The sequence below is a fragment of the Actinoplanes sp. CA-131856 genome (assembly GCF_050956135.1).
In the GTDB taxonomy this organism is placed as follows: domain Bacteria; phylum Actinomycetota; class Actinomycetes; order Mycobacteriales; family Micromonosporaceae; genus Actinoplanes.
In genome coordinates this window covers 9,065,830-9,090,631 of the sequence record NZ_CP191849.1, presented here as the reverse complement: position 1 = coordinate 9,090,631, position 24,802 = coordinate 9,065,830, and the positions used below count along the sequence as shown (strand labels likewise).

Below are 24,802 nucleotides of genomic sequence, written 5' to 3'. Positions count from 1 at the left end.
TGACTCAAATGACATCGCTGTAGGAGCGGGGCACACCATGGCCAAGCAGGTAATAACCCTTCTGACCGACGACATCGACGGCGGAGAAGCCGACCGCACGGTCGAGTTCGGACTGGACGGTGTGAACTACACGATCGACCTCTCCGAGAAGAACGCCGGCAAGCTGCGTAAGGCGCTCGACCCGTTCCTGAACGCGGCGACCCGGGTCGGCCGCAGCTCGGTCGCGTCGCCGGTCCGCCGGGGCGCCCAGGCCAGCACCGGCCGGGCCAGCCGCGATCAGAACCAGGCCATTCGCGAGTGGGCGAACAAGAACGGCTACGAGGTCTCCGAGCGTGGCCGCATCCCGAGCCACATCGTCGAGGCGTACCACAGCAAGCGCTGAACCACCGACGGCGCCGCCGGGAAACCGGCGGCGCCGTTGTCGTCGAACCGCAAAACGGGGAGGAAGCGCATGCCGGTCGTCATCGTCACGGGAGCATCGAGCGGCATCGGCCGCGCCACCGCCCAGCGTCTCGCCCGCAACGGCGTCACCGTCGTGCTGGCCGCCCGGCGCGCCGACAAACTCCAGGCCCTGGCCGAGGAAACCGGCGGCACAGCCGTGCCGACCGACGTCCGCGACCCGGCCGCGATCACCGCCCTGGTCGAGCGGGCCCGCGAGATCACCGGACGCGTCGACGGCCTGGTCAACAACGCCGGCATCGGCGGCGCCGCGTCCGTCCTGTCCGACGACGACGTGGTGGTCGGCATGGTCGAGGTCAACCTGATCGCCCCGATCCGCCTCATGCGAGCCGTCGTCCCGCTCATGCGCGAGCAGCGCTCCGGCGCCATCGTCAACATCGGCTCGGTCGCCGGCGAGGTCGGCATCAGCGGCGCCTACTCGGCCACCAAGTTCGCTCTCCGGGGCATGACCGATTCCGTACGGCGTGAGCTCGCCGGCACGGGCATCGGAGTCACCCTCGTCGAGCCGGGCTACATCGCCGGCCCGGCCAACAAGAACCGCACCGGCCTCCCCGGCCCGGAAATCGTCGCCGCCGCCATCGAGAGCGCCCTCAAGCGCCCCCGCCGCCGCGTGATCGTCCCCGGCCGCTACCGCCTCGCCGTGGCCGCGGCCACCGCGTTCCCCTTCGTCGCCGACCGCATGTACGCGGGCAAGGCCGCCGGCCGGAAAGAACTGAAAGGCCGCCTCTGAACGCGCCCGGCGGCCCAGCGCACGAGCCGGCGGCGCTGGGATCCGCACGGGGAACCGATGAGGGGCGCAGTAGAGTTTGCGCGATGCTGCGACGGCGCCTGCTCTACCCGATCGTGGTGGTGCTGTTGCTCGGGCAGATGGCGTTCGCCATGGTGACCACGGCGGTGCAGCAGTCGCCGACCATCGACGAGCCGGTTTATGTGGGCACGGCGGCGGTCTACGCACAGCAGCACAGCCTGCGCTACAACCCGGAGCATCCGCCGCTGGCCAAGCTGTTCATGGCGGCCGGGATGGCCTTCGAGGACGCGCGGCTCGACCCGGGCTATCGGGGGAATCAATCGCTGCTGGGGCGGCATCTGCTGTACGAATCGGGGAACAACCCGTTCCGGCTGATGCTCGCGGCGCGGCTGCCCATCATCCTGCTCACGCTTCTGTTCGGGCTGGTCGTGCTCTTCTTCGCGCGGGATCTGGCCGGGCCCTGGGCCGGGCTGGTGGCCCTGGGCCTCTACAGCTTCTCGCCCGACCTGATCGCGCACGGTGCGCTGGCCACGCTCGACGTGCCGGCGGCGGGACTGGTGCTGACCACGTTCTGGCTTCTGTGGCGGGCGCGGGAGAAGCCCGAGCTCTATCTGCCGCTGGCCGGGGTCGCGTTGGGGGCGGCGCTGGCGACCCGGGCCAGCACGCTTCCGGCGGTGCCGATCGCCCTGCTTCTGGCCCTGCTGCCGTTCCGCGTCTCCTGGAAGGTGGTGGGAAGGGCAGTCGGGGTCGGCGTCATCGCGGTCGCCACGGTGTGGCTGGTCTATCTGGCCGTGGATCCGCGGCTCCGCTTCACCACGCCGACCGGCATCACGAACCCGGGCGGGCTGCGCGGGCTCGCGGTCGACCTGCTGCCGTTCCCCAAGGCCTACCGGGACGGGGTGCTGATCCAGTTCCGGTTCGAGCGGCAGACGTTCAACGGCTTCCTGTTCGGCGAGGCGTACAAGGGATCGCTCTGGTATTACCTGCCGGCCGCGCTGCTGATCAAGACGCCGCTCGGGATGATCGCGCTCTGGGTCGCCGGCACGGTCACGATGCTGGTCAAGAAGTGGATCGCGGGCCTCTACACGCTGCTGCCGGCCGGGGTGCTGATGCTGGTGGCGATGACGGGGGCGCGCGATTACGGCAGCCGGTACGTCATCTTCATGCCGATGTTCCTGGCGGTGGTGGCCGGGACGGTCATGTTGATCAGGTGGAGGTGGACCTGGATCCCGACCGCGGTGCTGGTCGCTTTCGTCGCGGTCAGTTCGCTGCGGACGTTCCCGTACTACCTGCCGTACTCGAACGAGGCCTTCGGCGGCACCGCCAACACCCACAACAACCTGCACGACTCGAACGTGGACTGGGGACAGGACCTGCCGAGGCTGGCCGCGACATTGCGGGAGAAGTACGCCGGCGAGAAGGTGTGGCTGGTCTACAAGGGGAGCGGGGTGCCGAGCTACTACGGCATCGACGCGCCGAACCCGCTCGGTGTACCGCTCGACCAGGTGCGCGGGATCGTGGTGGTGTCCGACTCGCGGGTGGCGCTCGCCCGTAACCAGCTCAAACGGATCATCGACTCCAGCACGGTGATCGATCAGGTCGGCTATTCGATGACCATCTACCGTCGCTGAGTTCCCGGTTGGGAGCGTTCCCAGTAGAGTCTGGCCGCATCCCGACTCCTGAGGACTGATGGATGAGCGTGACTGGGCACCGCCGCGCCGAGCGGCCGCGGCGACTGGTTCTGCCGGCAATCGTGGTCGGCTTGGTCGTGGTGGCCGGCGTGCCACTGGGATTCGGCGCCCGCGCGCTGGGCTGGTGGGGCGGCTCGGGCGCCACCGACGTCGCCGCCACCGCGTCCACCGACGCCGCCAACGCTTCCCGCGACGCCGCCAACGCCGCCAACGCCGCCTCCCGTGACGCCGCCAATGCCGCCAACGCCTTCCGCGGCGCCGCCGACGCCGCCGACGCCTCCCGTGCTGCCGACGCCGCCGACGCCGCCCGTGACGCCGACGCCGCCGACGCCGCCCGTGACGCCGACGCCGCCGACGCCGCCCGTGACGCCGCCTCTCCGCCCGACAAATCGGAAATATCCGGAGGCGCGCCGAGTGGGGCCGCGGTGAAGCCGGGTGCGCCGTCGGCCTCCGCTTCCGGGGCGGTCGGCGGGTGCCAGCGGATCGCGGGCGCCACCCCCACCACGAAAATCACGAGCGTGAGCCTCGGAGGCGGCAAGGTCGTGGGCTACGGCGGGGAAGGCGACACCGAGAAGCTGCCGCTCGCCATCGCGTCCACCCCGGCCGGCGGATCCTGGCTGGCCTGGCTCGGCACCGACGGCAAGGTCCATCTCGGGCGGCTGGGCTGCGACGACAAGCTGGCCGGCCCGGCCACCAGCTTCACCGGCATCGACCTACAGGATGTGCAGGCCGACGCGACCGGCGGCGTCCTGCTGCTCACCCGCAAGGGCGCCTGCAACACCGGGCCGCTCTGCGGTGGTGAGTCGAGCCCCTGCAACACCATGTGGATGGTGCGGTTCGACAACAACGGCCACCAGGTCTGGGAGCGCCAGGTCACCAACCTCACCGGCGGCCGCGGCGGCTACGACGACGGGGCCCGGTTCGTCTGGTGGTACCAGCATCACGGCCGGCTCGCCTCGGACGGCACCAACTACGCCGCCTACTTCGGGGTCGCCATCACCGTCAGGAACGGCACCTGCGTCGACGTCCACGAGGGCGACCGCATGCAGGTCGTCAGCAAGAGCGGCGCCCTGCTCGACGGCCACGGCAGCTTCGAGGTCGGCTGCTCGCACGCGTGGACCTCGCGCATCGTCTGGGACCCGCGAGCCAAGAAATACGTGATGGTCTGCGCCACCGACAACGACTGCCGGATCGCCCAGCCCAACCCCTACCGCACCGTCGCCAAGGGCACCTGCGACGGCACGCTCTTCGGCGGCGACCTCGTCCTCGCCAGGTCCAAGGGCTATTGGACCGCCTGGAGCCAGGGCGGCACGGTGCGGCTGTCGCATTTCACCGGCGGCTCGGCCGCCGACAAGACCGTCGCCACGGGGGTGTCGTCGAAGCATCCGCACCTCGTGGCGTACGGCCCATCGAAGATGTTGCTCTCCTGGCAGTCCGGCTCGTCGATGAAGGCGCGGGTCTACGACGCGGGCACCGGCTCCGCGATCGGCCCGGCGTTCACCATCGCCGCCAAGGACCATGACTACCAGGCCTTCAAGTCGTACGCCGATGGCAGCGCCGCCTATCCGGCGGCGGGCGCCTCCCCGGGCACGGTCACGATCGCCCGGGTGCTGCCGAGCCGAGCGTGAGCAGGCCGGTCACCGCCACCACCAGGCCTCGGCCGAGCCGCTCGGCGAAATCGACCCGCGAATCCGCCAGCCGGGGGTCCCGCACAGCCTCGGCGACCCCCGGCGACGGATTGGCGAAAGGCCACAGACCCGCGATCAGCAGGACCGTGTACGACACCAGCTCGCGGGCCGACTGCTCGGTCAGCGCCGGGATCCGCTCGCGCAGCACGGTCGCCAGCCGGGCCAGAAGCTCGCCGTTGGCCAGCTTGAAGTCGCGGACGGCCTCGGCGCCGATGTTGCGTTCGAGCTCGGTGCCGAGCGCGCTCCACAGGTCGCACATCCGGGGGTGGGCCGCGAGCGAGCGGGCCAGCGCCTCCATCACCTCGGCCGGCGGCCCGGCGGGCAGGCCGAGCCCGTCGAGCCACTCGCCGATGGTCCGGTTGAGCAGCGCGAAGAAGACCGCCTCGCGCGTCTCGAAGTAGCGGACCACGTTCGTCTTGGACAGGCCGACCCGGCGGGCGAGCTCGCGGAGGCTGATCTCGCTCACCGGCATCTCGGTGAGCAGCTCCTCCGCGACCTCGAGGATCGCCTGTCGCCGGGCCTCGCGCTGTTCAGGGCTACGGGCCCGTAGGAAGTCGCTCATTGTCGAGAAACCTTACGCAAAGCTGACCGACTCGCTCACCGCCCGCCACTCGGCGTCCGAGGCGGCGAGCGATTCGGCCTTGGCCTGGGCGACGGCGACGGCGTCGGCGCCGAGCAGCAGGTGCAGCGGCGGCTCGGGGTGGTCGGCGACGTCGATCAGCACCTGCGAGATGCGCTCCGGGTCACCGGGCTGCTTGCCGTTGTACGAGCTGAAGCGCTCCACAGCCGGCTCGAGAACCGGCTTGTAGGGGTCGCTGATGGCCAGCGTCCCCATCGAGTCGCCCGCCCAGTCGGTGCGCATGCCGCCCGGCTCGGCCACGGTGACCTTGATGCCGAACGACTCGACCTCCTTGGCCAGGACCTCGGAGAAGCCGCCGACGGCCCACTTGGCCGACTGATATCCGCCCAGGCCGATGCTGGCCACGCGGCCACCGACCGAGGAGATCTGGATGATGTGGCCCTCGCCCTGCGCCCGCATGACCGGCAGCGCGGCCCGGGTGACGTTGACGACGCCGAAGAAGTTGGCCTCGATCTGCTGCCGGAAGTTGTCCTCGGGCATGTCCTCGATCGACGCCACGTCGGCGTAGCCGGCGTTGTTGACCAGCACGTCGAGCCGGCCGAAGGTGGCGACCGCCTCGGCCACGGCGGCTCGGGCGGCGGCCGGGTCGGTGACGTCGAGCGCGACGGCGCGCACCCGGTCGCCGTAGGTGTCGGTGAGGTCCTTCAGCTGCTCGGGGCGGCGCGCGGTGGCGACGACCCGGTCCCCGTGCTCCAGCACCGAGGCGGCCAGCTGGCGGCCCAGGCCGCGGGACGTACCGGTGATCAGCCAGACCTTGCTCATGACGGCTCCTTAAGAGGCCAGTGGAATCTTGCTACGCCCACCATAACGGGCCACTGGCCTCTTGTATGCCGCCTCGTGGCACGCGTCACGAAAGGCCGAGGATGCCCACCGCCTCCTCCCGCATCTCGACCTTGCGGACCTTGCCGGTCACGGTCATCGGAAAGCCGTCGACCACGTGCACGTAGCGCGGGACCTTGTAGTGGCTGAGCTTCCCGGCGCAGAACGCCTTGACGTCGTCGGCGGTCAGCGGAGCAGCATCGGGACGCATGACCACCCAGGCCATCAGCTCCTCGCCGTACTTCGGGTCGGGCACACCGATCACCTGCACGTCGGCGATGTCCGGATGCGTGTAGAGGAACTCCTCGACCTCGCGCGGATAGACGTTCTCGCCGCCGCGGATCACCAGGTCCTTGATCCGGCCGACGATGTTCAGATAGCCGTCGGCGTCCATGGTCGCCAGGTCGCCGGTGTGCATCCAGCGGGCGGCGTCGATCGCCTCGGCCGTGGCCTCCGGTTGGTTCCAGTAGCCGAGCATCACCGAATAGCCGCGGGTGCACAGTTCGCCCGGCTCGCCGCGGGCCACGGCCAGGCCGGTGGCCGGGTCGACGACCTTCGACTCCAGGTGCGGCATGACCCGGCCCACGGTCTCGGTGCGGCGGGCCAGGGTGTCGTCGGGGCGGGTCATGGTCGAGACCGGCGACGTCTCGGTCATGCCGTAGCAGATGGCCACCTCGGTCATGTTCATCTCGGACACGACCCGCTTCATCACCTCGACCGGGCAGGGCGAGCCGGCCATGATGCCCGTACGGAGAGAGCTCAAGTCGTACTCGTTGAAATTGGACAGTCCCAGTTCCGCGATGAACATCGTCGGCACTCCGTACAAAGAAGATATTTTTTCTCCAGAAACGCTTTGAAGGGTGGCGACCGGATCGAAGCCGGGCGCGGGCAGCACGATGCAGGCGCCGTGCGAGGTGGCCGCGAGATTGCCCATCACCATGCCGAAGCAGTGGTAGAGCGGCACGGGCAAGCAAACCCGGTCGTGCTCGGTGTAGTTGATCAGCTCGCCCACGAAGTAGCCGTTGTTCAGGATGTTGTGGTGCGAGAGCGTCGCGCCCTTGGGGAACCCGGTCGTGCCCGACGTGTACTGGATGTTGATCGGATCGTCGAACGACAGGTCGGCCACCACCGGCCCGCCATTCTCGTAAATTTCTGGCAAGTCCGGAATGTAGATGACGTCGGAGAAGCCGATCTCCTCGATCATCGCGCGGTAGTCGCTCGTCTTGAAGGACACAGCGCTGATCAACAACTCGACACCGGACTGTTCGACGACATAGCGCAGCTCGTGCGTACGGTAAGCGGGGTTGATGTTGACCAGAATCGCCCCGATCTTGGCCGTCGCGTACTGCGTGATCACCCATTCGCCGCAGTTGGGCGCCCAGATGCCGACCCGGTCGCCCTTGCCGATGCCGCGCCGGAGCAGGCCACGGGCCAGCCGGTCCACATCGTCGTTCAGTTCCGCGTACGTCCAGCGGCGCCCGGCCGCCACGTCCACCAGCGCCTCCCGCTCGCCGAAGCGGGACACCGTCCGTTCGAGGTTCTCGCCGATCGTCTCGCCGAGCAGGGCCAGATCCGAGGTTCCCGATGCATACGACAGCATTTCCGCAGCATGGACCGCTCGGCATGATCAACGCTAGGGTCGGCGCGTGATGATGCAGCGGGTGATCGTGTCGGGCGACGGGGTTGCGGTGGTCGAGGCCGAGGTGCCCACGCCGGGGCCGGGCGAGGTTCAGGTGCGGACGGCGGTGGCCGGCATCTGCGGGTCGGACACCCACGCGCTGCACGGGCTGCACCCGTTCATCGAGCTGCCCTACGCGCCCGGCCACGAGGTCTCGGGCACGATCTCCGCGCTCGGTGACGGCGTCACCGCGTTCCAGGTGGGGCAGCGGGTCACCGTCGAGCCGTTCCTGCCCTGCTGGGAGTGCAAGCAGTGCCGGGCCGGCCGGCAGAACATCTGCGAGCGGCTCCGGTTCTTCGGCTGCGCCCACGATCAGGGCGGTATGGCCGACTATTTCACCATCGATCAGCGGCGGCTGCACGTCATCCCGGACGAACTGGACTGGCCCGCGGCGGCCTTCATCGAGCCGCTCAGCACACCGGTCCACGCGATCGGGCTCGCCGGCGGCGTCGCCGGCAAGACCGTGGCCGTGCTGGGGGCCGGGCCGATCGGTCTTCTCACGCTTCTGACGGCCCGGGTGTACGGCGCCACGAGCGTCGTCATGACGGCCCGTTCCGCCGCCAACCGGGAGCGGGCGCTGTCGTTCGGGGCCTCGGCCGCCGTCGACGCGACCGCCCCGGACGCCGTCGGCCAGGTCCGGCAGGCGCTGGGGGAGAGCGCCGACGTGGTCTTCGACTGCGTGGCCACGCAGAGCTCGATCGACCAGGCGTTCGGCCTCGCGGCCAAGGGCGGCACGGTCGTCGTGGTCGGGGTGCCGCCGGCCGACGTGTCGATTCCGCTGCCGATCGTCCAGGACAGTCAGCTGCGCCTCCAGGGCAGCGCCACCTATCTGCCGGACGACTTCGCCGAGGCGATCCGGCTGCTGGTCACGGGCGCGGTCGACGTCTCCCGGCTGGTCGGTGCCACCTATCCGCTGTCCGAGGCGGCATCGGCCTTCGACGATGCCGCGTCCGGCCGTCATCTGAAGGTTCTCCTGACCTGAGGTCTGGTGGTTACCGGCCGGTAATGCAAAAGTGGGGCCGTGGCTGATTACGACGTCGTGATCGTGGGCAGCGGCTTCGGCGGCAGCGTGAGCGCGCTGCGCCTGGCCGAGAAGGGCTACAAGGTCGGCGTGCTCGAGGCGGGCCGGCGTTTCACCGCGCGGACGCTACCGACGAGCTCCTGGGACCTGAAGAACTTCCTGTGGGCGCCGAAGCTGGGCCTGCGCGGCATTCAGCGGATCACCCTGCTGAAGGACATCGTGGTGCTGTCGGCGGCCGGGGTCGGTGGCGGCTCTCTGGTGTACGCCAACACGCTGTACCGCCCACCGGCGACGTTCTTCTCCGACGCGCGCTGGTCCGGCATCACCGACTGGCAGGCCGAGCTGGCGCCGTACTACGACCAGGCGTCACGGATGCTGGGCGTCACCGAGCAACCCACCATGACACCGTCCGACGTGGTCATCCGCGACGTGGCGGAGGAGATGGGCGCCGGGCACACGTTCCGGCGTACACCGGTCGGGGTCTTCTTCGGCGAAGCCGGCAAAAGCGTCCCCGATCCGTTCTTCGGCGGGGTCGGCCCCGCGCGGACGGGCTGCACCCAATGCGGCAACTGCATGATCGGCTGCAAGGTGGGCGCCAAGAACCGCCTCGACGTCAACTATCTCTACCTGGCCGAGCGGGCCGGCGTGACCGTGCACCCGCTGACCACGGTGACCGCGCTGCGTCCCGGCCCGACCTGGACGATCACGACCACGCGGGGAACCTTCACGGCCCGCGACGTGATCCTGTCGGCCGGGGCGCTGGGCACCCAGTCGCTGCTGCACGCCATGCGCGACAAGGGCATCCTGCCCGGCATCTCGCCGCAGCTGGGCGCGCTGACCCGCACCAACTCGGAGGCGCTGCTGGGCGCGCAGGCCGGCAAGGTGCCCGACGAGCCGTTCTCGTCCGGTGTGGCCATCACGTCGTCGTTCCACCCCGACGCCGCCACCCACATCGAGCCGGTGCGCTACGGGCCTGGCAGCAACGCGATGGGCCTGCTCTCCACGCTGCTGGTCGACGGCGGTGGCCGGGTGCCGAGGCCGCTGCGCTTCCTGGCCGAGGCGCTGCGCCATCCGTACGTGCTGGCCCGCTCCCTGTCGGTGCGCCGCTGGAGCGAGCGCACGATCATCGCCCTGGTCATGCAGACGGCCGACAATTCCTTGACCGTACGAAGGACGAGGCGCGGACGCCTGACCACGGCCCCCGGTCATGGCGCCCCGAACCCGACGTGGATCCCGGTCGGCCACGAAGCGGTCCGCCGCATCGCGACCCGCATCGGCGGCTTCCCGGGCGGCACGGTCGGCGACATCTTCAACATCCCGATGACCGCACACATCCTCGGCGGCGCCACCATCGGTGCCGACCCGTCCTCGGGCGTGGTCGACGCCTACCACCGGGTCTTCGGCTACCCCGGCCTGCACGTGATCGACGGCTCGGCCGTCCCGGCCAACCTGGGCGTGAACCCGTCCCTGACCATCACCGCGATGGCCGAGCGGGCCATAGCCCTGTGGCCCAACAAGGGCGAACCCGACCAGCGCCCGGCCGAGGGCTACACCCGCCTGGCACCCATCGCGCCCCACTCACCAGCCGTCCCGCCCCACGCCCCGGCGGCGCTGAGGCTCAGCCCCTGAACTCGTTCGGGGGGAGGCTGTCGGGGGTCCGGCGCTTCGAAAGCTCGGCCTGCCGGAGCTCCACTCGGCGGATCTTGCCGGAGATGGTCTTGGGGAGGTCGGTGAACTCCAGGCGGCGGATGCGGGCGTACGGCGGCATGTGCTCACGGGCGTACGAGAAGATCGCCTCAGCCGTTGCCTCGTCGGGCGCCCAGCCCTCGGCCAGCACGATGTAGGCCTTGGGCACCGCCAGCCGCACCGGGTCGGGGGAGGGCACCACGGCCGCCTCCACCACGGCCTCGTGCTCGATGAGCACGCTCTCCAGCTCGAACGGGGAGATGCGGTAGTCCGAGGCCTTGAAGACGTCGTCGGTGCGGCCCACGTACGTGATGTAGCCGTCCTCGTCGCGGGAGGCCACGTCGCCCGTGTGGTAGTAACCGCCGGCCATCCGCTCGGCGGTCAGCTCCTCGTCGCCGTGATAGCCGACCATCAGGCCGGCCGGGCGCGGGTCGAGCGCCACGCAGATCTCGCCCTCGGTGGCCGGGGCGCCGGTGTTCGGGTCGATCAGCTCGATGCGGTAACCCGGTACCGGGCGGCCCATCGAGCCCGGCTTCACCGGCTGGCCGGGGGTGTTGGCGATCTGCACCGTCGTCTCGGTCTGGCCGAAGCCGTCGCGGATGGTCACACCCCAGGCCTTGTTCACCTGGTCGATGACCTCGGGGTTGAGCGGCTCGCCGGCCCCCACCACCAGGCGCGGCGGTGTGGCCAGGGCGGTCAGGTCGGACTGGATCAGCATGCGCCAGACCGTCGGCGGGGCGCAGAAGCTGGTCACGCCGCAGCGCTGCATCTCGGCCATCAGGCGGCCGGCGTCGAAGCGCGCGTAGTTGTAGATGAAGACGCAGGCCTGGGCGTTCCACGGGGCGAAGACGTTGCTCCACGCGTGTTTCGCCCAGCCCGGCGACGAGATGTTGAGGTGCACGTCGCCCGGCCGGAGGCCGATCCAGTACATGGTCGAGAGGTGCCCGACCGGGTACGAGGCGTGGGTGTGCTCGACCAGTTTCGGGTTCGCGGTCGTGCCCGACGTGAAGTAGAGCAGCAGCGTGTCGTCGGCGCGGGTCACGCCGTCTTTCTCGAACGCCGGCTCGGCGGCGTAGGCCGAGCGGAAGTCGAGCCAGCCGTCGACGGCCGGTCCGACCGCGATGCGCGTGACACCGGGGTCGACCGCTGTGAACTTCCCGGCGGCGGCCGAGGCGGCGATCACATGCTTGGCGCCGCCGCGGGCCACCCGGCCGGCGGCATCGGCCGGGCCGAGCAGCGGCGTGGCCGGGATCAGCACGGCGCCCAGCTTCATCACGGCCAGGATGGTGTCCCACAGCTCGACCTGGTTGCCCAGCATGAGCACGACACGGTCCCCACGGCGTACACCCTGAAGCCGCAACCACGACGCGACCTGATCCGACCGGCGCGACATCTCGGCGAAGGAGAACCGCTGCTCGGAGCCGTCCTCCTCGACGATCCACAGGGCCGGCGCGTCGTTGCCGGCCGCGATCACGTCGAACCAGTCGAGCGCCCAGTTGAACTCGCCCAGCTCGGGCCAGCGGAAGCCGGCCACCGCGCCGTCGTAGTCGGTCGCGTGCGCGAGCAGGAAATCCCGGGCCTGACGAAACGAAGCTGCTGTCATGCCGCTGAGTTTTCCCCGGATGGCCTCAGATGTTAATGGTGCGGGTGGCCGTGAACCCGCGTTCAAGATCACCCGTGACGCAGGCCATCGCGAGCGCGTGCGGGTTGGCGCCGGCCGGGTCGGCCCCGGTCAGGCGGTGGCGGCTGCCCTCGTACCCCTTGGTGGTGTAGACCTGCTGGCAGACGTCGCCCGGCAGGGAGATCTGGCCGCGGCGGCCCGGCTGCGCCTCGAAGTGCAGATGCGGCCATTCGTCGCGATAGGCGCCGGGGAAGACGCTGGTGAAGGTGACCCAGCCGGCGTCGTCGGTGGTCTGCAGGCCGCGCAGATAGTTCTGCCCGGCCATGCCCGGCGAGTAGAGGGAGTACGCGCCGTCCCGGTCGCCGTGCCAGAGATAGACCGCGTGCCCGTCCAGCGGCCGTCCCGAGGTGGCGCTGACCAGTCGCAGGCGGATCGTCAGGGGTACGCCCTTGGCGACGCCGGTGGCGGTGCCGAAACCCCAGCGGATGTCGCTGCGCACGATGCCGGAGCGGCTCAGGGTGTCGCTCTCGGCGGCGGCCAGGGCGGCCACCGTGACCCCGTTGACCAGGCCCAACATGCGTCGGCGCCGCAGCGTCGGAACGTCCAGGGCGAGGCCGCCGTCGTGCTGCCGGGTCTGCATCTGCACGGTCATGCGTCCATTGGGCCGGGCCCCGGTTGCGAACCGGGTTTCCCGGCGGGTGCGAGTCGGTTACTGTCCGTTCCATGGGCGATGATCGATCTTTGGCCCCGGAGGTCGCGTACGACGACGAGGAGCTGCCCGCCCGCCGGCTGACCGGGCGCGTCGGCCTCGCCGTCTCGATCGTCGCGTTCGCCGTCGCCGTGCTCGTCATCTGGCAGGTGTTCCGACCACTGGCCCGCGGCAGCCAGTACTACCTGATCATCTTCCTGGCCGGGACGCTGCCGCTGGTCTTCGTCGCGTACCGCCTCCGCCGTGGCAGTCCCGGGCGGCCGACGGCGCCGGACTGGGTCCTGGCGTGCGCGGCCCTGATCGTCTGTCTCTACCCGTTGAACCCGTTCAACGGCGGCTACGACGCGTTCCTCAACCGCCAGGGCCTGCTCGACCCGATCGACGTCGTCTTCGGCGCGATCATGCTGGTGCTGGTCGTCGAGGCCTGCCGCCGGACCACCGGCTGGGCGCTGCCCGTCGTTTGCCTCGCTTTCCTGGGGTACGCCTATTACGGTGGCCTTCTGCCGCAAAGCTGGCCCATCGCACACGCCGGCCTCGACTTCGCGCAGATCGTGGACGCGCTCTACAACTCGGGCAGCGGCTTCTACGGCACCCCGCTCGACGTCGCCGCGACGTACATCGTGCTCTTCACGATCTACGGCGCCGTCCTGGACCTCAGCGGCGCCAGCCGCTTCTTCGTCGACCTGTCGGTGGCCGCGTTCCGCCGCTCCCGCAGCGCCGCCGGCCGCACGGCGGTGGCGGCCGGCTTCCTGCTCGGCACGGTCTCCGGCTCGGGCACGGCGACGGCGGTCAGCGTGGGCGCGGTCACCTGGCCGATGCTGCGCCGGGCCGGATATCCGGCCGAACAGGCGGGCGGCATGCTGGCCGCGGCCGGCGTCGGCGCCATCCTGTCCCCGCCCACGCTCGGCGCGGCCGCGTTCATCGTCGCCGAATATCTCGACGTGTCGTACCTGACGGTCCTGGGCTGGGCGATGATCCCGACGGTCCTCTACTACCTGGGCATCCTCCTGGCGGTCGAGATCGACGTACGCCGGTTCGGCGTCCGCTCGCTGTCGACGCCCCCGACGAGCGTGCTGCGCCTGCTGGGCCGCTTCGGCTACCACTTCTCGTCGCTGGTCGTGATCGTCGTGCTGCTGGCGCTGGGGGAGAGCGCCACCAGGGCGGTGGTCTACGCGACGCTGCTGGCGTTCCTGCTCTCGTTCCTCGACCGGACCGCGTGGCTGACCCCGCGCCGAGCCTTCGAGGCGTTGAGCGCGGGAGTCCGCGGCGTCCTGCCGGTGGTGGCGGTGTGCGCGGCCGCGGGCATCATCACGGCGACGACGACGAAGACGGGATTGGGCGCGCAGTTGGCGTCGCTGCTGGTCCGGGGAGCACAGGCCCTGTTCTCGGACCCGACGGCGGTGCTGGCGATGACGGTGGTCCTGGCCGCGGTGGCCCTGGCCTTGCTGGGCTTGGCGGTGCCGGTCACGGCGAGCTTCATCATCGGCTGGGTCATCATCGGCCCCGCGCTGCTGGCCTTGGGCGTGCCGGCCCCCGCGGCGGCGATGTTCGTCTTCTACTACTCGGTCCTGTCCGAGGTGACACCGCCGACGGCGCTGGCCGCGGTGGGCGCGAGCGCCATAACGGGAGGCCGAACGATCCCGACGATGTGGCAGGCGCTGAAGTACGCCCTGCCGGCGTTCTTGGCGCCGATAGCTTTCGTGCTGACCCCCGCCGGCTCATACCTGCTGGCCCGAGGCTCTTTCCTGCAGATCACGTGGGCCACAGCGGTAGCAATGCTGGCGGTGGCAGCTTTGGCGGTAGCCACCGGCGGCTGGATCCTGGGCGTAGGCCGAGCCGGCACGGGCCCACGGGTCCTGGCCGCCCTGGCCGGCTTGATCCTGCTTTATTTGTCACCGCTCGCCATCGCCATAGGCATAGCCCTGTTCCTTGTCGCCATTGCCTGGACTTTCGTCGACCGCCGCCGCTCCGATCCCTCGGCACCGTCATCCCCACCCCACACCGTGCCGTCTCCCTCGTCTTCCGCCGCGCCGTCTCCCTCGTCTTCCGCCGCGCCGTCTCCCTCGTCTTCCGCCGGGCCTTCTTCCACGCCTGCCGCCGGCCCATCCCCCTCGTCTTCCGCCGGGCCTTCTTCCACGCCTGCCGCCGGCCCGTCTCCCTCGTCTTCCGCCGGGCCCTCTTCCACGCCTGCCGCCGGCCCATCCCCCTCGTCTTCCGCCGGGCCCTCTTGCTCGCCCTCCGCGGCGCCGGCCGGTGCGGCTTCTGGCGAGACCTCAACCCGGCCCTCCGCCCCAATCTCTTCTCCGCCCTCCTCCTCTCCTGATGAACGGGGTTGATATGAAGCGAAATATCGGATTTGCGCGCAAGGATGATCGGCCGGATCGGCCGGAAGCAGCCCGAGCGGTCGAGCCCGTTGCGGTCCGGGCGGTGGAGTCCGTTGCGGTCCGGGCGGTGGAGTCCGTTGCGGTCCGGGCGGTGGAGTCCGTTGCGGTCCGGGCGGTGGAGTCCGTTGCGGTCCGGGCGGTCGAGCCCGCTGCAGCCCGGGCGGTCGAGCCCGCTGCAGCCCGTGTGGCGGAACCTGCTGCACCACGTAAGGCGGAACTTGCCGGAGCCCGTGGGGCGGAACCTCCTGCAACCCGTGGGGCGGAATCTGCCGCACCCCGTGGGGCGCGAGGTCCGGGCTGGCGTTTCGGTCGGCGGGCGGGGCTTTCCGCGGTGGCCGCCTCGGTGCTCGTGGTGGGAGCGGCCGGCTGCGGAGGACGTCAAGACTCTGCCTCGACCGACTCCGGTGGCGAAGTCACGTGCACTGTGGACAACGAGACCCGGGTCGGTATCGCCACCGGCAACGCCACCGGCGTGTACTTCGCTCTGGGTAATGCCTATGCCGAGCAGATCAATGCCGGCGGTGGGAAGCTCAAAGCCACCGCCTCCGAGACCGGCGCCTCCGTGCAGAACATTCAGCAGGTGGTGGCCGGGCAATACGCCGTTGCCTTCTCGCTCGCCGACACCGCCGCCGACGCTGTCAACGGGACCGGGAGCTTCGACAGCAAGCAGCCTGTGGCCGCTCTCGCGCGGATCCACACCAACTACACGCAGGTGATCGTTCGTAAGGCGGCCGGCATCAAGGATGTCGCCGGCATGAAGGGCAAGCGGGTCTCCACCGGGTCGCCCAAGTCCGGTACCGAAGTCATCGCCAACCGCATGCTCACCGCGGCCGGGCTCGACACCGCCAAGGATGTCAGCGCCCAGAAGCTCGATCTCACCAAGACCGTCGACGGCATGAAGGACGGCTCCATCGACGCCCTCTTCTGGTCGGGTGGGCTGCCCACCCCCGGCATCACCGATCTGCTGACCACCTCGGCCGGGCAGGTCGAGTTCCTCGACGTCACGCCGTTGCTGCCGGAGCTTCAGAAGATCAATCCGGTGTACGAGGCCGGCGCCATCCCGGCCGCGACCTACAAGCTCGCCGCCGACACCCCCACCGTCGTCGTGCCCAACCTTCTTCTCGTGCGGGACGACCTCGACCCGAACGTCGCCTGTTCGCTCACCAAGACGCTCTTCGAGCGGCAGCCGCAGCTCGTTCAGGCGAACGCGGCCGCCAAGGAGATCACCCTCGAGCAGGCCCGGAAGACCGACCCGGTTCCGTTGCAGCGCGGGGCCGTCAAGGGGCTCGACGATCTGAACGCCCCCAAGTAATCGGCTTGCCCTGACAGGCGGGGGAGGGTCATCATGGTCGCCATGATGATCTTCTCCCGGAAGGGCGCGTGCGCCCTCGCGCTGTGATCGCGCTCGCGCGGCGGGACGCCGCGCTCCGTAACACCCTCTGGCAGCAGGCGGACGACATCCGCCGTGAGTGGCTGAGCATCGGGTTCTCGACCGAGCCGGCCGACCGCCAGGCCACCGAAGAGGCCATTGCCTCGATCTGTCACCGCCGGCCCCGGTTCATCTGGGTCGATTCGCCGCGCGCGGCGAAGCCGTACCTCCACGGCCTGCCCACGCACGACGATCTGCGATCGTGGGTCGCCTCCCGTCGGCCGCCGGGGCGGCCGCCGATCGCCAGCGACATCGCGGCGGGGCTTTCCTTTCTCAGGTCCACGGTGGACGAGACGTACACCGAACCGCCCTCGGACCGGCCCGTCCCCAAGCGCAAGAAAGGCGAGTCCTGGCCCGTTCTGCCGCCGGAGCGGGCCCTCGAGATGGGCCTTCCCTTGCGGGAGATCCTGGCCCAAGGTGTACGCGATTCGCTGTTCCGGATATTTTCCTCGTTCTATCTGTCCGTGCGGGCGGCCCTCGGGCCCACCCCGGTGTGCTGGTACGGGCAGCAGGACGCCTGGTGGATCGCGCACGTCGACGTGTTGCGCCGGCTCGGGCTGGCCACCCCTCGCGCGGGCCGTGAGCTGGCCGCCTGGGAGACCCTGGCCCGATCGGCGGGGTGGTGGTGGCCCGGTGAGGACCGTTGTGTGCTTGTCGAGCGGCCCGCCGTCGTACAAACCAATCGGGTCGAGTACCGCGATGGATGGTCCGTGACCACGGCCGTCTGACATTTCGTCAGTTGCCGGGCATCGATTTACCGGTGCCCGGCCCTACGATCGCGGAGTGACGACAACGCTGGCTCCGGAGCCGACGGCTCTCCGTGCCGTGCCCGACATCATCCGGCGCCGGCTGGCGACCCTCGACAACTGGCTCGACCCGCATTCGTGGGCGGTCACCGGGGTCATCGTGGTGATCGCGGCGATCCTGCGGCTGAACGGCATCACCAGTGCCAAGGGCTATGTCTTCGACGAGGTCTACTATCCGACCGACGCCTGGGACATGCTCCAGCACGGCGTGGAGTGGGACGAGAAGACCAACGGCCCGGCGTACGTGGTGCATCCTCCCCTGGGCAAATGGCTGATCTCGATCGGCGAGTCGATCTTCGGCAACACCGAGCTCGGGTGGCGCTTCATGCCCGCCGTGGCCGGCATCCTGATGATCCTGGTGCTCATCCGGGTGGCGTACCGGCTGTTCCACTCGGTCGTGCTGGCCGGCGCGGCCGGGCTGCTGATGACGCTCGACGGCTATCAGCTGGTGCTGTCGCGCATCTCGCTGCTCGACATCTTCCTCGGCCTGTTCATCCTGATGACCTTCGCCGCCGTCGTGCTCGACCGCGACCATTACCGGCGCAGCCTGCTGCGGGCGCTGGAGAACGGGTTCGATCCGGAGAAGACGCCGTCCGTGCCCCGGATCGTCCCGTGGTGGCTGCTGGTGTCGGGGGTGATGCTGGGCCTGGCCTCCGGCGTGAAGTGGAGCGCGCTGTTCTTCGCGCCGTTCTTCGCCGCGCTGGTGATCGTCTGGCGGGTGCAGGCCCGGCGCTCGGCCGGCGTCCGCGGGCCGTTCCTGGCCGGCGCCATCGGCGACCTGGGCTGGCTGATCCTCGCGCTCGGCGCGGCCTTCGTGGTCTACCTGGCCACGTGGACCGGGTGGTTCGTCACCGACACCGGCTATTTCCGGCACTACCGGGCCGACAACGGCGTGAGCGAGCCGCCGGTGATCGGCGCGCTGCTGAACCTGTGGCACTACCACTCCGAGGCGTACAAGTTCCACAGTGGCCTCACCTCGAAGCACCCGTACCAGTCGTGGCCGTGGCAGTGGCTGCTGCTGGGGCGGCCGGTGAACTTCTACTGGCCCAGCGCGACCGGCTGCGGGGCGCCCAACTGCGTACGGCAGATCCTGCTCCTCGGCACCCCGGTCCTGTGGTGGTCGTTCCTGCCGGCGCTGGCCGCGCTGACCTGGTTCGGCGTCGCCCGGCGCGACTGGCGGGCGTGGGCGATCGGCACCGGCGTGGTGGCCGGCCTGCTCCCGTGGTTCTACTACGCGATCAAGGACGGGCGCACGATGTTCTCGTTCTACGCGCTGCCGGCCCTGCCGTTCCTGATCCTCGCGGTCGTCTACGTGCTCGGCGCGATCATGACGCCGCGGGAGGGTGTGGCGACCGGTTCGCAGCGCTCGGACCGGCAGTTGATCGGGACGATCGCGGCGGCGGCGTACGTGGTGCTGGTCGCCCTCTGCTTCGCGTACTTCTATCCGATCTTCGTGGGCTCGTCGATCCCGTACGACAGCTGGTCCCAGCGAATGTGGCTGGGCGGCCGCTGGATCTGACAAATCTCCTCATAGGGGGCATCCGGCGTGGGAGCCTCCAGAAGTGTCCCTCACGATCAAGATGAGAATCATCGTCTCGATGGTGCTGATGCTGGTGGTCTCCATGGTCGCGGTGGTCTGGTACATCACCCATCGCAACGCCGACGACGCGCGGACCACCGGCTTCGCGTACGCCGACGAGGTCGCCCAGCGCAACGCCGCCGAGGTCCGGCAGGTGGTGCTGACCGGGCTCGACACGGCGCGGGACATGGGCCAGGCGCTCGCGGTGACCTCGAGCCGCGCCACGGCCAACGCCCAGATGCGCGCGGTGCTGGCCGGCCACGAGGACTTCCTGGGTGTCTGGACGGGCTGGGAGCCGGGCGCGTTCGACGGGCGGGACAGCCGCTATCGCAACGCCGGGGCCGGCGACGATGCCACCGGGCGGTTCGTGCCGTACTGGTACCGCGACAGCGGCAAGATCGCCCTGGCCCCGCTGGTCGACTACGACAAGAGCGGCCCGGGCGACTACTACCAGATCCCCAAGACCACCGGCGCCGAAAAGGTGATCGAGCCGTACCTGTACGAGGTGGGCGGCGTCGACACTCTGATCACTTCCGTCTCCGTGCCGATCAAACGCAACGGCACCGTCGTCGGCGTCTCCGGCATCGACATGTCGCTGGCCAGCCTCCAGACCCTGGTCGGCGCGATCAGACCGTTCGGCACGGGCCGCGCGATGCTGGTCAGCACCGCGGGCGCGGTCGTCGGCGGGGGTGACGCGGACGCGGCGGGCAAGGCGGCCCCGGACGACGTCGCGGCGCTGGCGGCCAAGGCCGTGCAGGCCGGCGACACCACCCAGGAGGTCACCGACAGCGGTGACGAGACGCTGTGGACCGCGGCGCCGGTGACGCTGGGGGAGAGCGACACCTGGACGCTGGTGGTGTCGGTGCCGACCGCCACGATCCTGGCCACCGCCGGCAAGACCCGCGAGATCAGCCTTCTCCTGACCCTGATCGCCGTGCTCGTCGCCGGTGCGGCGGCGTTCTACCTCGCCCGAACAATCGTCCGCCCGATCGAGCGGCTCCGCGACCGGATGGCCGAGATCGCCGACGGCGACGGCGACCTGACCCAGAGGGTGACGATCACCCGTGACGACGAGGCGGGCCAGCTCGCTGGTGCCTTCAACCGCTTCGTGGAGAAGGTGGCGGTGACGATCCGCGGCATCGCCGACTCCACGGGCCGGCTCACCGGCGCCGCCCAGGAGCTCAACCAGGTCAGCGCCCAGCTCCAAGCGGGCGCGGCCGACGCCTCGGGCCGGGCCACGACCGCCCGGTCGGCCAGCGAGCAGGTCAACTCGGGCGTCCACTCGATCGCGGCCGGAGCCGAGCAGATGACGGCCTCGATCGCCGAGATCTCGACCAACGCGACACGGGCGGCCCAGGTGGCCAACCAGGCCATGTCGGTCGCCGAGCGCACGAACAGCCAGGTGGCGGAGCTCGGCTCGGCCAGCGCCGAGGTCAGCGAGGTGGTCCGGCTGATCACGTCGATCGCCGAGCAGACCAACCTGCTGGCCCTGAACGCCACGATCGAGGCGGCCCGAGCGGGCGAGATGGGCAAGGGCTTCGCGGTGGTGGCGGGCGAGGTGAAGGAGCTGGCCCAGCAGACGGCCCAGGCCACCGAGCAGATCACGGCCCGGATCGGCGCCATCCAGACGTCGAGCACGGCCGCGGCGGCTGCGATCGGCGAGATCGCCGAGGTCATCAACCAGATCGGCGAATACACGACGACGATCGCCTCGGCCGTGGAGGAGCAGACGGCGACGACGGCCGAGATGAGCCGCACGGTGACCGAGGCCGCGGCCAACAGCGGCGACGTGGCCCACACGATCACCGGCGTGGCCGACGTGGCCTCGTCGACAGCGGGCGTGGCGGCGACCACCCAGCAGGCGGCGGCGAACCTCTCGCAGCTGGCGGAAGACCTGACGACGCTGGTCCGGGCGTTCCGCTTCTAAAGCGTGATCACCACCTTGCCCCGGCCGTGGCCGGAGCCGACGTCGCGGTGGGCGTCGGCCGCGCGGGCCAGGGGATAGGCGGCCCGGACGTGGATGCGGAGCCGCCCGCCGGCGTACATCCCGGCCAGCTCGGCCAGCCGCTCCCGGGAGCGCAGCGGCGGGGTCACCTTGACGCCGTCACGGCCGTGATCGACCAGGGTGAGGACATTGCTGGTCAGAGACAGCGACATGTCGAGCGCTTCGCCGCCGGCCCCGTCGAGGACCGCGTCGACGCCGTGCGGAGCGACCTCGCGTACCCGGGACGGAAGCCCCTCGCCGTAGGCGATCGGGACGGCACCCAGCCCGCGCAGATAGTCGTGGTTGGCCGGGGCCGCGGTGCCGATGACGGTGGCGCCCCAGGCGAGGCCGAGCTGGACGGCGACAGTGCCGACGGCGCCGGCCGCGCCGTGGATCAGCAGGGTGTCGCCCTTGGCCACGCCTAGCTCGAGCAGGGCGATGTGCGCGGTCTGAGCGCCGGCGCTGAAACCGCCGGCCACCTCCCACGGCATGGCCGGAGGCTTGGCGGTCACGTGGTGATCCGGCACGACGATGTATTCGGCGTAGGCGCCCAGCATCCCGAAGCCGATCACCTCCTGCCCCTCGGCCTCTCCTTGATCGACGACACCGGCGAACTCGTTGCCCGGGATGCGCGGGAACCCCGGCGGTGCTCCGGCTGGGTTCCATCCCTCGCGGACGGCACAGTCGTACGGCTGGACGCCGGCCGCCCGGATCCGCACGCGCACCTCGCCGTCCCCGGCGTACGGGGTCGGCACCTCCATCTCCCTCAGCACCTCGGGCGGTCCCGGTCTCTCGAATGCGGCTGCTCTCATGGCCACCACCCTCCAACTTGAACCGGGCTTCAGGTCAACCTTTAAAAAGCCATTGCCATTTCTCCGTACGCCTACTAATGTCTATCTCGTCCGAACAGGAACACGTGAGAAAGGGGAGCGAGATGATGTGGCAGACCGCCGGCATGGTCGCCCTCCGCGCGTGCGGTTCGGTGTCCTGGCGACGAGCCATGAAGCGTCCCTTCTCGGGAGTGTGCAGGCGAAACAGCTGACGTGCAGCTGTGCGCCGGCCGCCCTCCCGCTTCGGGACGGGCGGCTTTTTCGTTTCCTGTGGGCGTAGCTCAATTGGTAGAGCGGCGGCCTCCAAAGCCGAAGGTTGCGGGTTCGATTCCTGCCGCCCGTGCATTCTTTTCCGCACAATTGAATAGCACCCTTTAAAGGGGTCGAGGGCGTGGCCGCGCGGGCCGGCTCCGGCTAGCTGGGCGGGAATAATTGCGCTACCCACCCAACGCGCCGGCCACCCCTCGACCCAGGACGAGTCGTCGTAGCTCAGCGGTAGAGCGCTGCCCTCATAAGGCGGAGGCCGGTTGGTTCGACACCACCCGACGACATGCAAGCCCCTGTAGCGCAGTTGGACAGCGCGCCGGTCTACGAAGCCGGAGATCGGGAGTTCGAATCTCCCCGGGGGCACGGAGCGCCGCTAGCTCAACGGGTAGAGCAATCGCCTCTTAAGCGATGGGTTCGGGGTTCGAGTCCCTGGCGGCGCACTCGCAGGGTAGAGGAGTGTGGAGTCCTCGCCGGCCTCATAAGCCGGAGACCGCGGGTTCAAATCCCGCCCCTGCCACCAACCACAGTCGATACACTCCCTCGCGTCGACGCGAGGGGGAATCGATGGGTGTCAGCCGGCGTGGCTTGTTCGGTGGGGCGGCCGCTGTGGGCGTGGGCGCGTTCGCCGCGCCGGAGCGGGCGGTGGCCGCGCCCTTGGACCGGCCGTTCCTGACGGTGTCGGCGCCTCATCTGATCGTCGCCGAGCAGATGGTGCACTATCAGCGGCTGCTCGCCGCCGGTTACCTTCCGGACGGGCCGGCCGGGCACTGGCCGCTCGGCGGTGACGCCGTCGACCTGGTCGGGGGCGGGGCCCTCACCCGGGGCAGCGGCACCACCTTCACCACGCTGCGGGCCGGTGGTGAGCTCAGCTTCGACACCACCCCGGCCGCCACCGCGACGACCGCCGCCGTTCTCGACACGAGCGCGCCGTTCAGCGTCTCGGCCTGGGTGCGGCTCGGTGCGGGCGCCGCCCTCACCTCCATGTTCACCGCGGTCAGCCAGGACTCCGGCGCGACCAGCCGGTTCCTGCTCCAGTGGGATCCGGAGCTCGGCTGGGCGTTCAAGGTGCGCGATCCGGCCGGCTCGGTCAAGGCGTCGGCGGTCGGCGGCAGCGGCGGCGATCCGCGGGCGACCTGGGTCCATCTCGCCGGGGTCAGCACCGGCGGCACGATCAGGCTCTTCGTCGACGGGGTGGCCGGCGCCGAGGTCGTCCCGGGGATCACCCCGTGGGCGGCGACCACCAGCCTCCACATCGGGCGGGCCACCTGGAACAGCGCGCCGGCCAACCGCTGGGACGGCGCGATCTCCGACGTGCGGGTCTACCAGCGGGCCCTGAGCCCCGGCGAGGTCCAGGTCATCTCCGGCCGCAAGGCCAGGGCCACCAACGTGTACGACATGGACAACCCGGCCGAGCTCGTCTTCGGGGCGCCGGGTGATCCGGCCACCTGGATCGCCCGCGCCCGGTGTGCCTCTTTCGTCTCGGGGATCCTCAAACAGACGTACCCCTGGGTGACCGGCTCTTTCTTCGATCAGTACTTCGGCGAGTCCCCGGAGGCCGAGGACTACCGCCGGGTCTTCGCGGCCGGCTCCTGTCCCCGGTTCCGGCGCGTCCAGCGGGTGGTCGATCTGCGGCCGGGTGACCTGGTCGCGATCGACTACGACCCGGGCCGGGAGGGGCCGGGCCAGCTGAACAGCGGGCACATCGTCATGGTGCGCGAGGTGAAGGGCGAGAACCCGAACGGGCCGGTGATCGCGGGCGCCAGGCAGTACGCGGTCGAGGTGGTCGACTGCACGGCCGACCCGCACGGCGTCTACGGGAAGGCCACCTACGCGCCCTATCCGGACACGCGCATGGTCGACGACGTGAGCAATTTCCAGGGCGCCGGCATCGGCCACATGATGTTCTACGCCGACGCCGCCGGATTGTTCGCCGGCTACCGGTGGAGCGCGAACAGCGGCGGCGACAACACCTTCCCGGTCGTGGAAAGGCCCATCGCCGCCGCCCGGGTCGTCTAGTCGTAGTAGAAGTCCATCGCCTCGCCGACGCGTTTCGGCTTGACCACGCTGACCGGCTTGCCGTGCGCGCTGAAGGTGGTCGTCATCTTCAGCGTCTCCTTGTTGTTGACCTGCACGTCGATCCGGGTGATCCAGCCGTTGGCGTCGGTGAAGGCCTTGAAGTCGGCCGTGCCACCGATGATCCAGATGCTGGGGGCGCCGATCGGCAGGAAGTCCTCGGAGCCCGCGCTCGGGTCGAACGTGCCGCTGAAGCCGCGCGGGCCGGTCTTGCGGACGGTCCCGATGGACTTGGTGAAGGCGGCCACGCCGTTCGGGTCGGTCATGTCGACCTGGAGGTACGAGTCCTTCTTGACCCGCTTGAGGTCGAGGTGGACCCAGGTGCTCTCGCCGGCGTCCTTCTCGTAGAGGTCGCCGGCGATGATGATCCGCTGACGCGACTGCGGGTCCTCGCCGCCGGTGACCTTGGTGGTGGTGGAGAGCTTCCTGGCCTTCGGGTCGAACGAGCCGCCACCCTGGATGCGCTGCTTCTCGGGCGCGGCCGCGTTCACCGCGAACTTGTACGTCGCCTTGTGTGTCTTCTGCAGCGCGGCGATGAGATCGGGTTTGGCGGTGTCGACCGGCGCCGGCGCCGGGGCCGAAGCCGGCGCGCCGGATGATCGGCCGTGGGCGATTTGTACGGATGGCGCGCAGCCGGCGAGAACCGGCCCGGCCAGGGCCAGTGCTAGCAACTTCTTCTTCATTTATCCC

19 protein-coding genes and 5 tRNA genes are annotated in these 24,802 nt (G+C 70.1%); 17 read left to right on the top strand and 7 right to left on the bottom strand.

What is annotated here, in order from left to right; genetic code table 11:
• Positions 1-37: 37 nt before the first annotated feature.
• The 4 genes from ACQP2X_RS41560 to ACQP2X_RS41545 all read left to right on the top strand — a co-directional run bounded on the left by ACQP2X_RS41560 (position 38) and on the right by ACQP2X_RS41545 (position 4,526).
• Positions 38-382, top strand: coding sequence for a histone-like nucleoid-structuring protein Lsr2 (locus ACQP2X_RS41560; protein ID WP_097322213.1), 345 nt, complete (start codon positions 38-40; stop codon positions 380-382).
• Between the two features lie 69 nt (positions 383-451).
• The gene (locus tag ACQP2X_RS41555; RefSeq protein ID WP_498691334.1) at positions 452-1,189 is read left to right on the top strand and encodes an SDR family NAD(P)-dependent oxidoreductase; all 738 of its coding nucleotides are present in this window, start codon (positions 452-454) and stop codon (positions 1,187-1,189) included.
• An 83-nt stretch (positions 1,190-1,272) separates the two neighbouring features.
• Positions 1,273-2,838: an ArnT family glycosyltransferase gene (locus tag ACQP2X_RS41550; RefSeq protein WP_498691332.1), complete on the top strand. Its 1,566-nt coding sequence runs from the start codon at positions 1,273-1,275 to the stop codon at positions 2,836-2,838.
• Between the two features lie 62 nt (positions 2,839-2,900).
• Positions 2,901-4,526, top strand: a complete 1,626-nt coding sequence (locus ACQP2X_RS41545; RefSeq protein ID WP_498691331.1) for a hypothetical protein — start codon at positions 2,901-2,903, stop codon at positions 4,524-4,526.
• On the opposite strand, the gene ACQP2X_RS41540 is transcribed toward ACQP2X_RS41545, so the two are convergent.
• From ACQP2X_RS41540 to ACQP2X_RS41530, 3 genes are all read right to left on the bottom strand, one after another.
• Entirely contained in the window at positions 4,492-5,148 is a 657-nt protein-coding gene (locus ACQP2X_RS41540; RefSeq protein WP_498691330.1) for a TetR/AcrR family transcriptional regulator, read from the bottom strand. The genes ACQP2X_RS41545 and ACQP2X_RS41540 overlap by 35 nt on opposite strands.
• A 12-nt stretch (positions 5,149-5,160) precedes the next feature.
• Positions 5,161-5,988: an oxidoreductase gene (locus ACQP2X_RS41535; protein ID WP_498691328.1), complete on the bottom strand. Its 828-nt coding sequence runs from the start codon at positions 5,986-5,988 to the stop codon at positions 5,161-5,163.
• An 85-nt stretch (positions 5,989-6,073) separates the two neighbouring features.
• Positions 6,074-7,645, bottom strand: coding sequence for an AMP-binding protein (locus tag ACQP2X_RS41530; protein ID WP_498691326.1), 1,572 nt, complete (start codon positions 7,643-7,645; stop codon positions 6,074-6,076).
• A gap of 49 nt (positions 7,646-7,694) precedes the next feature.
• Here ACQP2X_RS41530 and ACQP2X_RS41525 point away from each other — a divergent pair, with 49 nt between their 5' ends.
• Positions 7,695-8,705, top strand: a complete 1,011-nt coding sequence (locus ACQP2X_RS41525; RefSeq protein ID WP_498701183.1) for a zinc-dependent alcohol dehydrogenase — start codon at positions 7,695-7,697, stop codon at positions 8,703-8,705.
• 39 nt (positions 8,706-8,744) lie between these two features.
• Complete coding sequence (locus tag ACQP2X_RS41520; protein ID WP_498691324.1) at positions 8,745-10,373, top strand: GMC oxidoreductase; 1,629 nt, start codon at positions 8,745-8,747, stop codon at positions 10,371-10,373.
• Here the strand turns inward: ACQP2X_RS41520 and ACQP2X_RS41515 are convergent.
• Both ACQP2X_RS41515 and ACQP2X_RS41510 read right to left on the bottom strand, forming a co-directional pair.
• Positions 10,363-12,033, bottom strand: a complete 1,671-nt coding sequence (locus tag ACQP2X_RS41515; RefSeq protein WP_498691321.1) for an AMP-binding protein — start codon at positions 12,031-12,033, stop codon at positions 10,363-10,365. The two genes, ACQP2X_RS41520 and ACQP2X_RS41515, sit on opposite strands and share 11 nt — an antisense overlap.
• A gap of 25 nt (positions 12,034-12,058) precedes the next feature.
• Entirely contained in the window at positions 12,059-12,703 is a 645-nt protein-coding gene (locus ACQP2X_RS41510; protein ID WP_498691319.1) for a dioxygenase family protein, read from the bottom strand.
• 71 nt (positions 12,704-12,774) lie between these two features.
• On the opposite strand from ACQP2X_RS41510, the gene ACQP2X_RS41505 reads away from it, so the two are divergent.
• The 5 genes from ACQP2X_RS41505 to ACQP2X_RS41485 all read left to right on the top strand — a co-directional run bounded on the left by ACQP2X_RS41505 (position 12,775) and on the right by ACQP2X_RS41485 (position 20,885).
• On the top strand, positions 12,775-15,096 hold the full coding sequence (locus ACQP2X_RS41505; RefSeq protein WP_498691317.1) for a TRAP transporter permease: 2,322 nt from the start codon (positions 12,775-12,777) through the stop codon (positions 15,094-15,096).
• 379 nt (positions 15,097-15,475) lie between these two features.
• Positions 15,476-16,456: a TAXI family TRAP transporter solute-binding subunit gene (locus ACQP2X_RS41500; RefSeq protein ID WP_498691314.1), complete on the top strand. Its 981-nt coding sequence runs from the start codon at positions 15,476-15,478 to the stop codon at positions 16,454-16,456.
• A gap of 83 nt (positions 16,457-16,539) precedes the next feature.
• Positions 16,540-17,301 carry a DUF6745 domain-containing protein gene (locus tag ACQP2X_RS41495; RefSeq protein WP_498691313.1) on the top strand — a complete coding sequence of 254 codons (762 nt, stop codon included), beginning with the start codon at positions 16,540-16,542 and terminating at the stop codon, positions 17,299-17,301.
• Positions 17,302-17,356: 55 nt separating this feature from the next.
• Positions 17,357-18,898 (top strand): dolichyl-phosphate-mannose--protein mannosyltransferase, encoded by a 1,542-nt coding sequence (locus ACQP2X_RS41490; protein WP_498691311.1) that lies wholly within the window; start codon positions 17,357-17,359, stop codon positions 18,896-18,898.
• A 61-nt stretch (positions 18,899-18,959) separates the two neighbouring features.
• Complete coding sequence (locus tag ACQP2X_RS41485) at positions 18,960-20,885, top strand: methyl-accepting chemotaxis protein (protein WP_498691309.1); 1,926 nt, start codon at positions 18,960-18,962, stop codon at positions 20,883-20,885.
• Here ACQP2X_RS41485 and ACQP2X_RS41480 read toward each other — a convergent pair.
• Positions 20,882-21,754, bottom strand: a complete 873-nt coding sequence (locus ACQP2X_RS41480; RefSeq protein WP_498691307.1) for an NADP-dependent oxidoreductase — start codon at positions 21,752-21,754, stop codon at positions 20,882-20,884. The two genes, ACQP2X_RS41485 and ACQP2X_RS41480, sit on opposite strands and share 4 nt — an antisense overlap.
• A gap of 288 nt (positions 21,755-22,042) precedes the next feature.
• Here ACQP2X_RS41480 and ACQP2X_RS41475 point away from each other — a divergent pair.
• The 6 genes from ACQP2X_RS41475 to ACQP2X_RS41450 all read left to right on the top strand — a co-directional run bounded on the left by ACQP2X_RS41475 (position 22,043) and on the right by ACQP2X_RS41450 (position 24,055).
• Positions 22,043-22,115, top strand: a tRNA-Trp gene (locus ACQP2X_RS41475).
• Positions 22,116-22,250: 135 nt separating this feature from the next.
• Positions 22,251-22,323: transfer RNA gene (locus ACQP2X_RS41470), tRNA-Met, on the top strand.
• Positions 22,324-22,328: 5 nt separating this feature from the next.
• A tRNA-Arg gene (locus ACQP2X_RS41465) sits at positions 22,329-22,402 on the top strand.
• Between the two features lie 4 nt (positions 22,403-22,406).
• Positions 22,407-22,479, top strand: a tRNA-Lys gene (locus ACQP2X_RS41460).
• Between the two features lie 2 nt (positions 22,480-22,481).
• Positions 22,482-22,559 (top strand) — tRNA-Met (locus ACQP2X_RS41455).
• A 44-nt stretch (positions 22,560-22,603) separates the two neighbouring features.
• The gene (locus ACQP2X_RS41450) at positions 22,604-24,055 is read left to right on the top strand and encodes a LamG domain-containing protein (RefSeq protein ID WP_498691306.1); all 1,452 of its coding nucleotides are present in this window, start codon (positions 22,604-22,606) and stop codon (positions 24,053-24,055) included.
• Here ACQP2X_RS41450 and ACQP2X_RS41445 read toward each other — a convergent pair.
• The gene (locus tag ACQP2X_RS41445; RefSeq protein ID WP_498691303.1) at positions 24,052-24,795 is read right to left on the bottom strand and encodes a hypothetical protein; all 744 of its coding nucleotides are present in this window, start codon (positions 24,793-24,795) and stop codon (positions 24,052-24,054) included. The genes ACQP2X_RS41450 and ACQP2X_RS41445 overlap by 4 nt on opposite strands.
• Between the last annotated feature and the right edge of the window lie 7 nt (positions 24,796-24,802).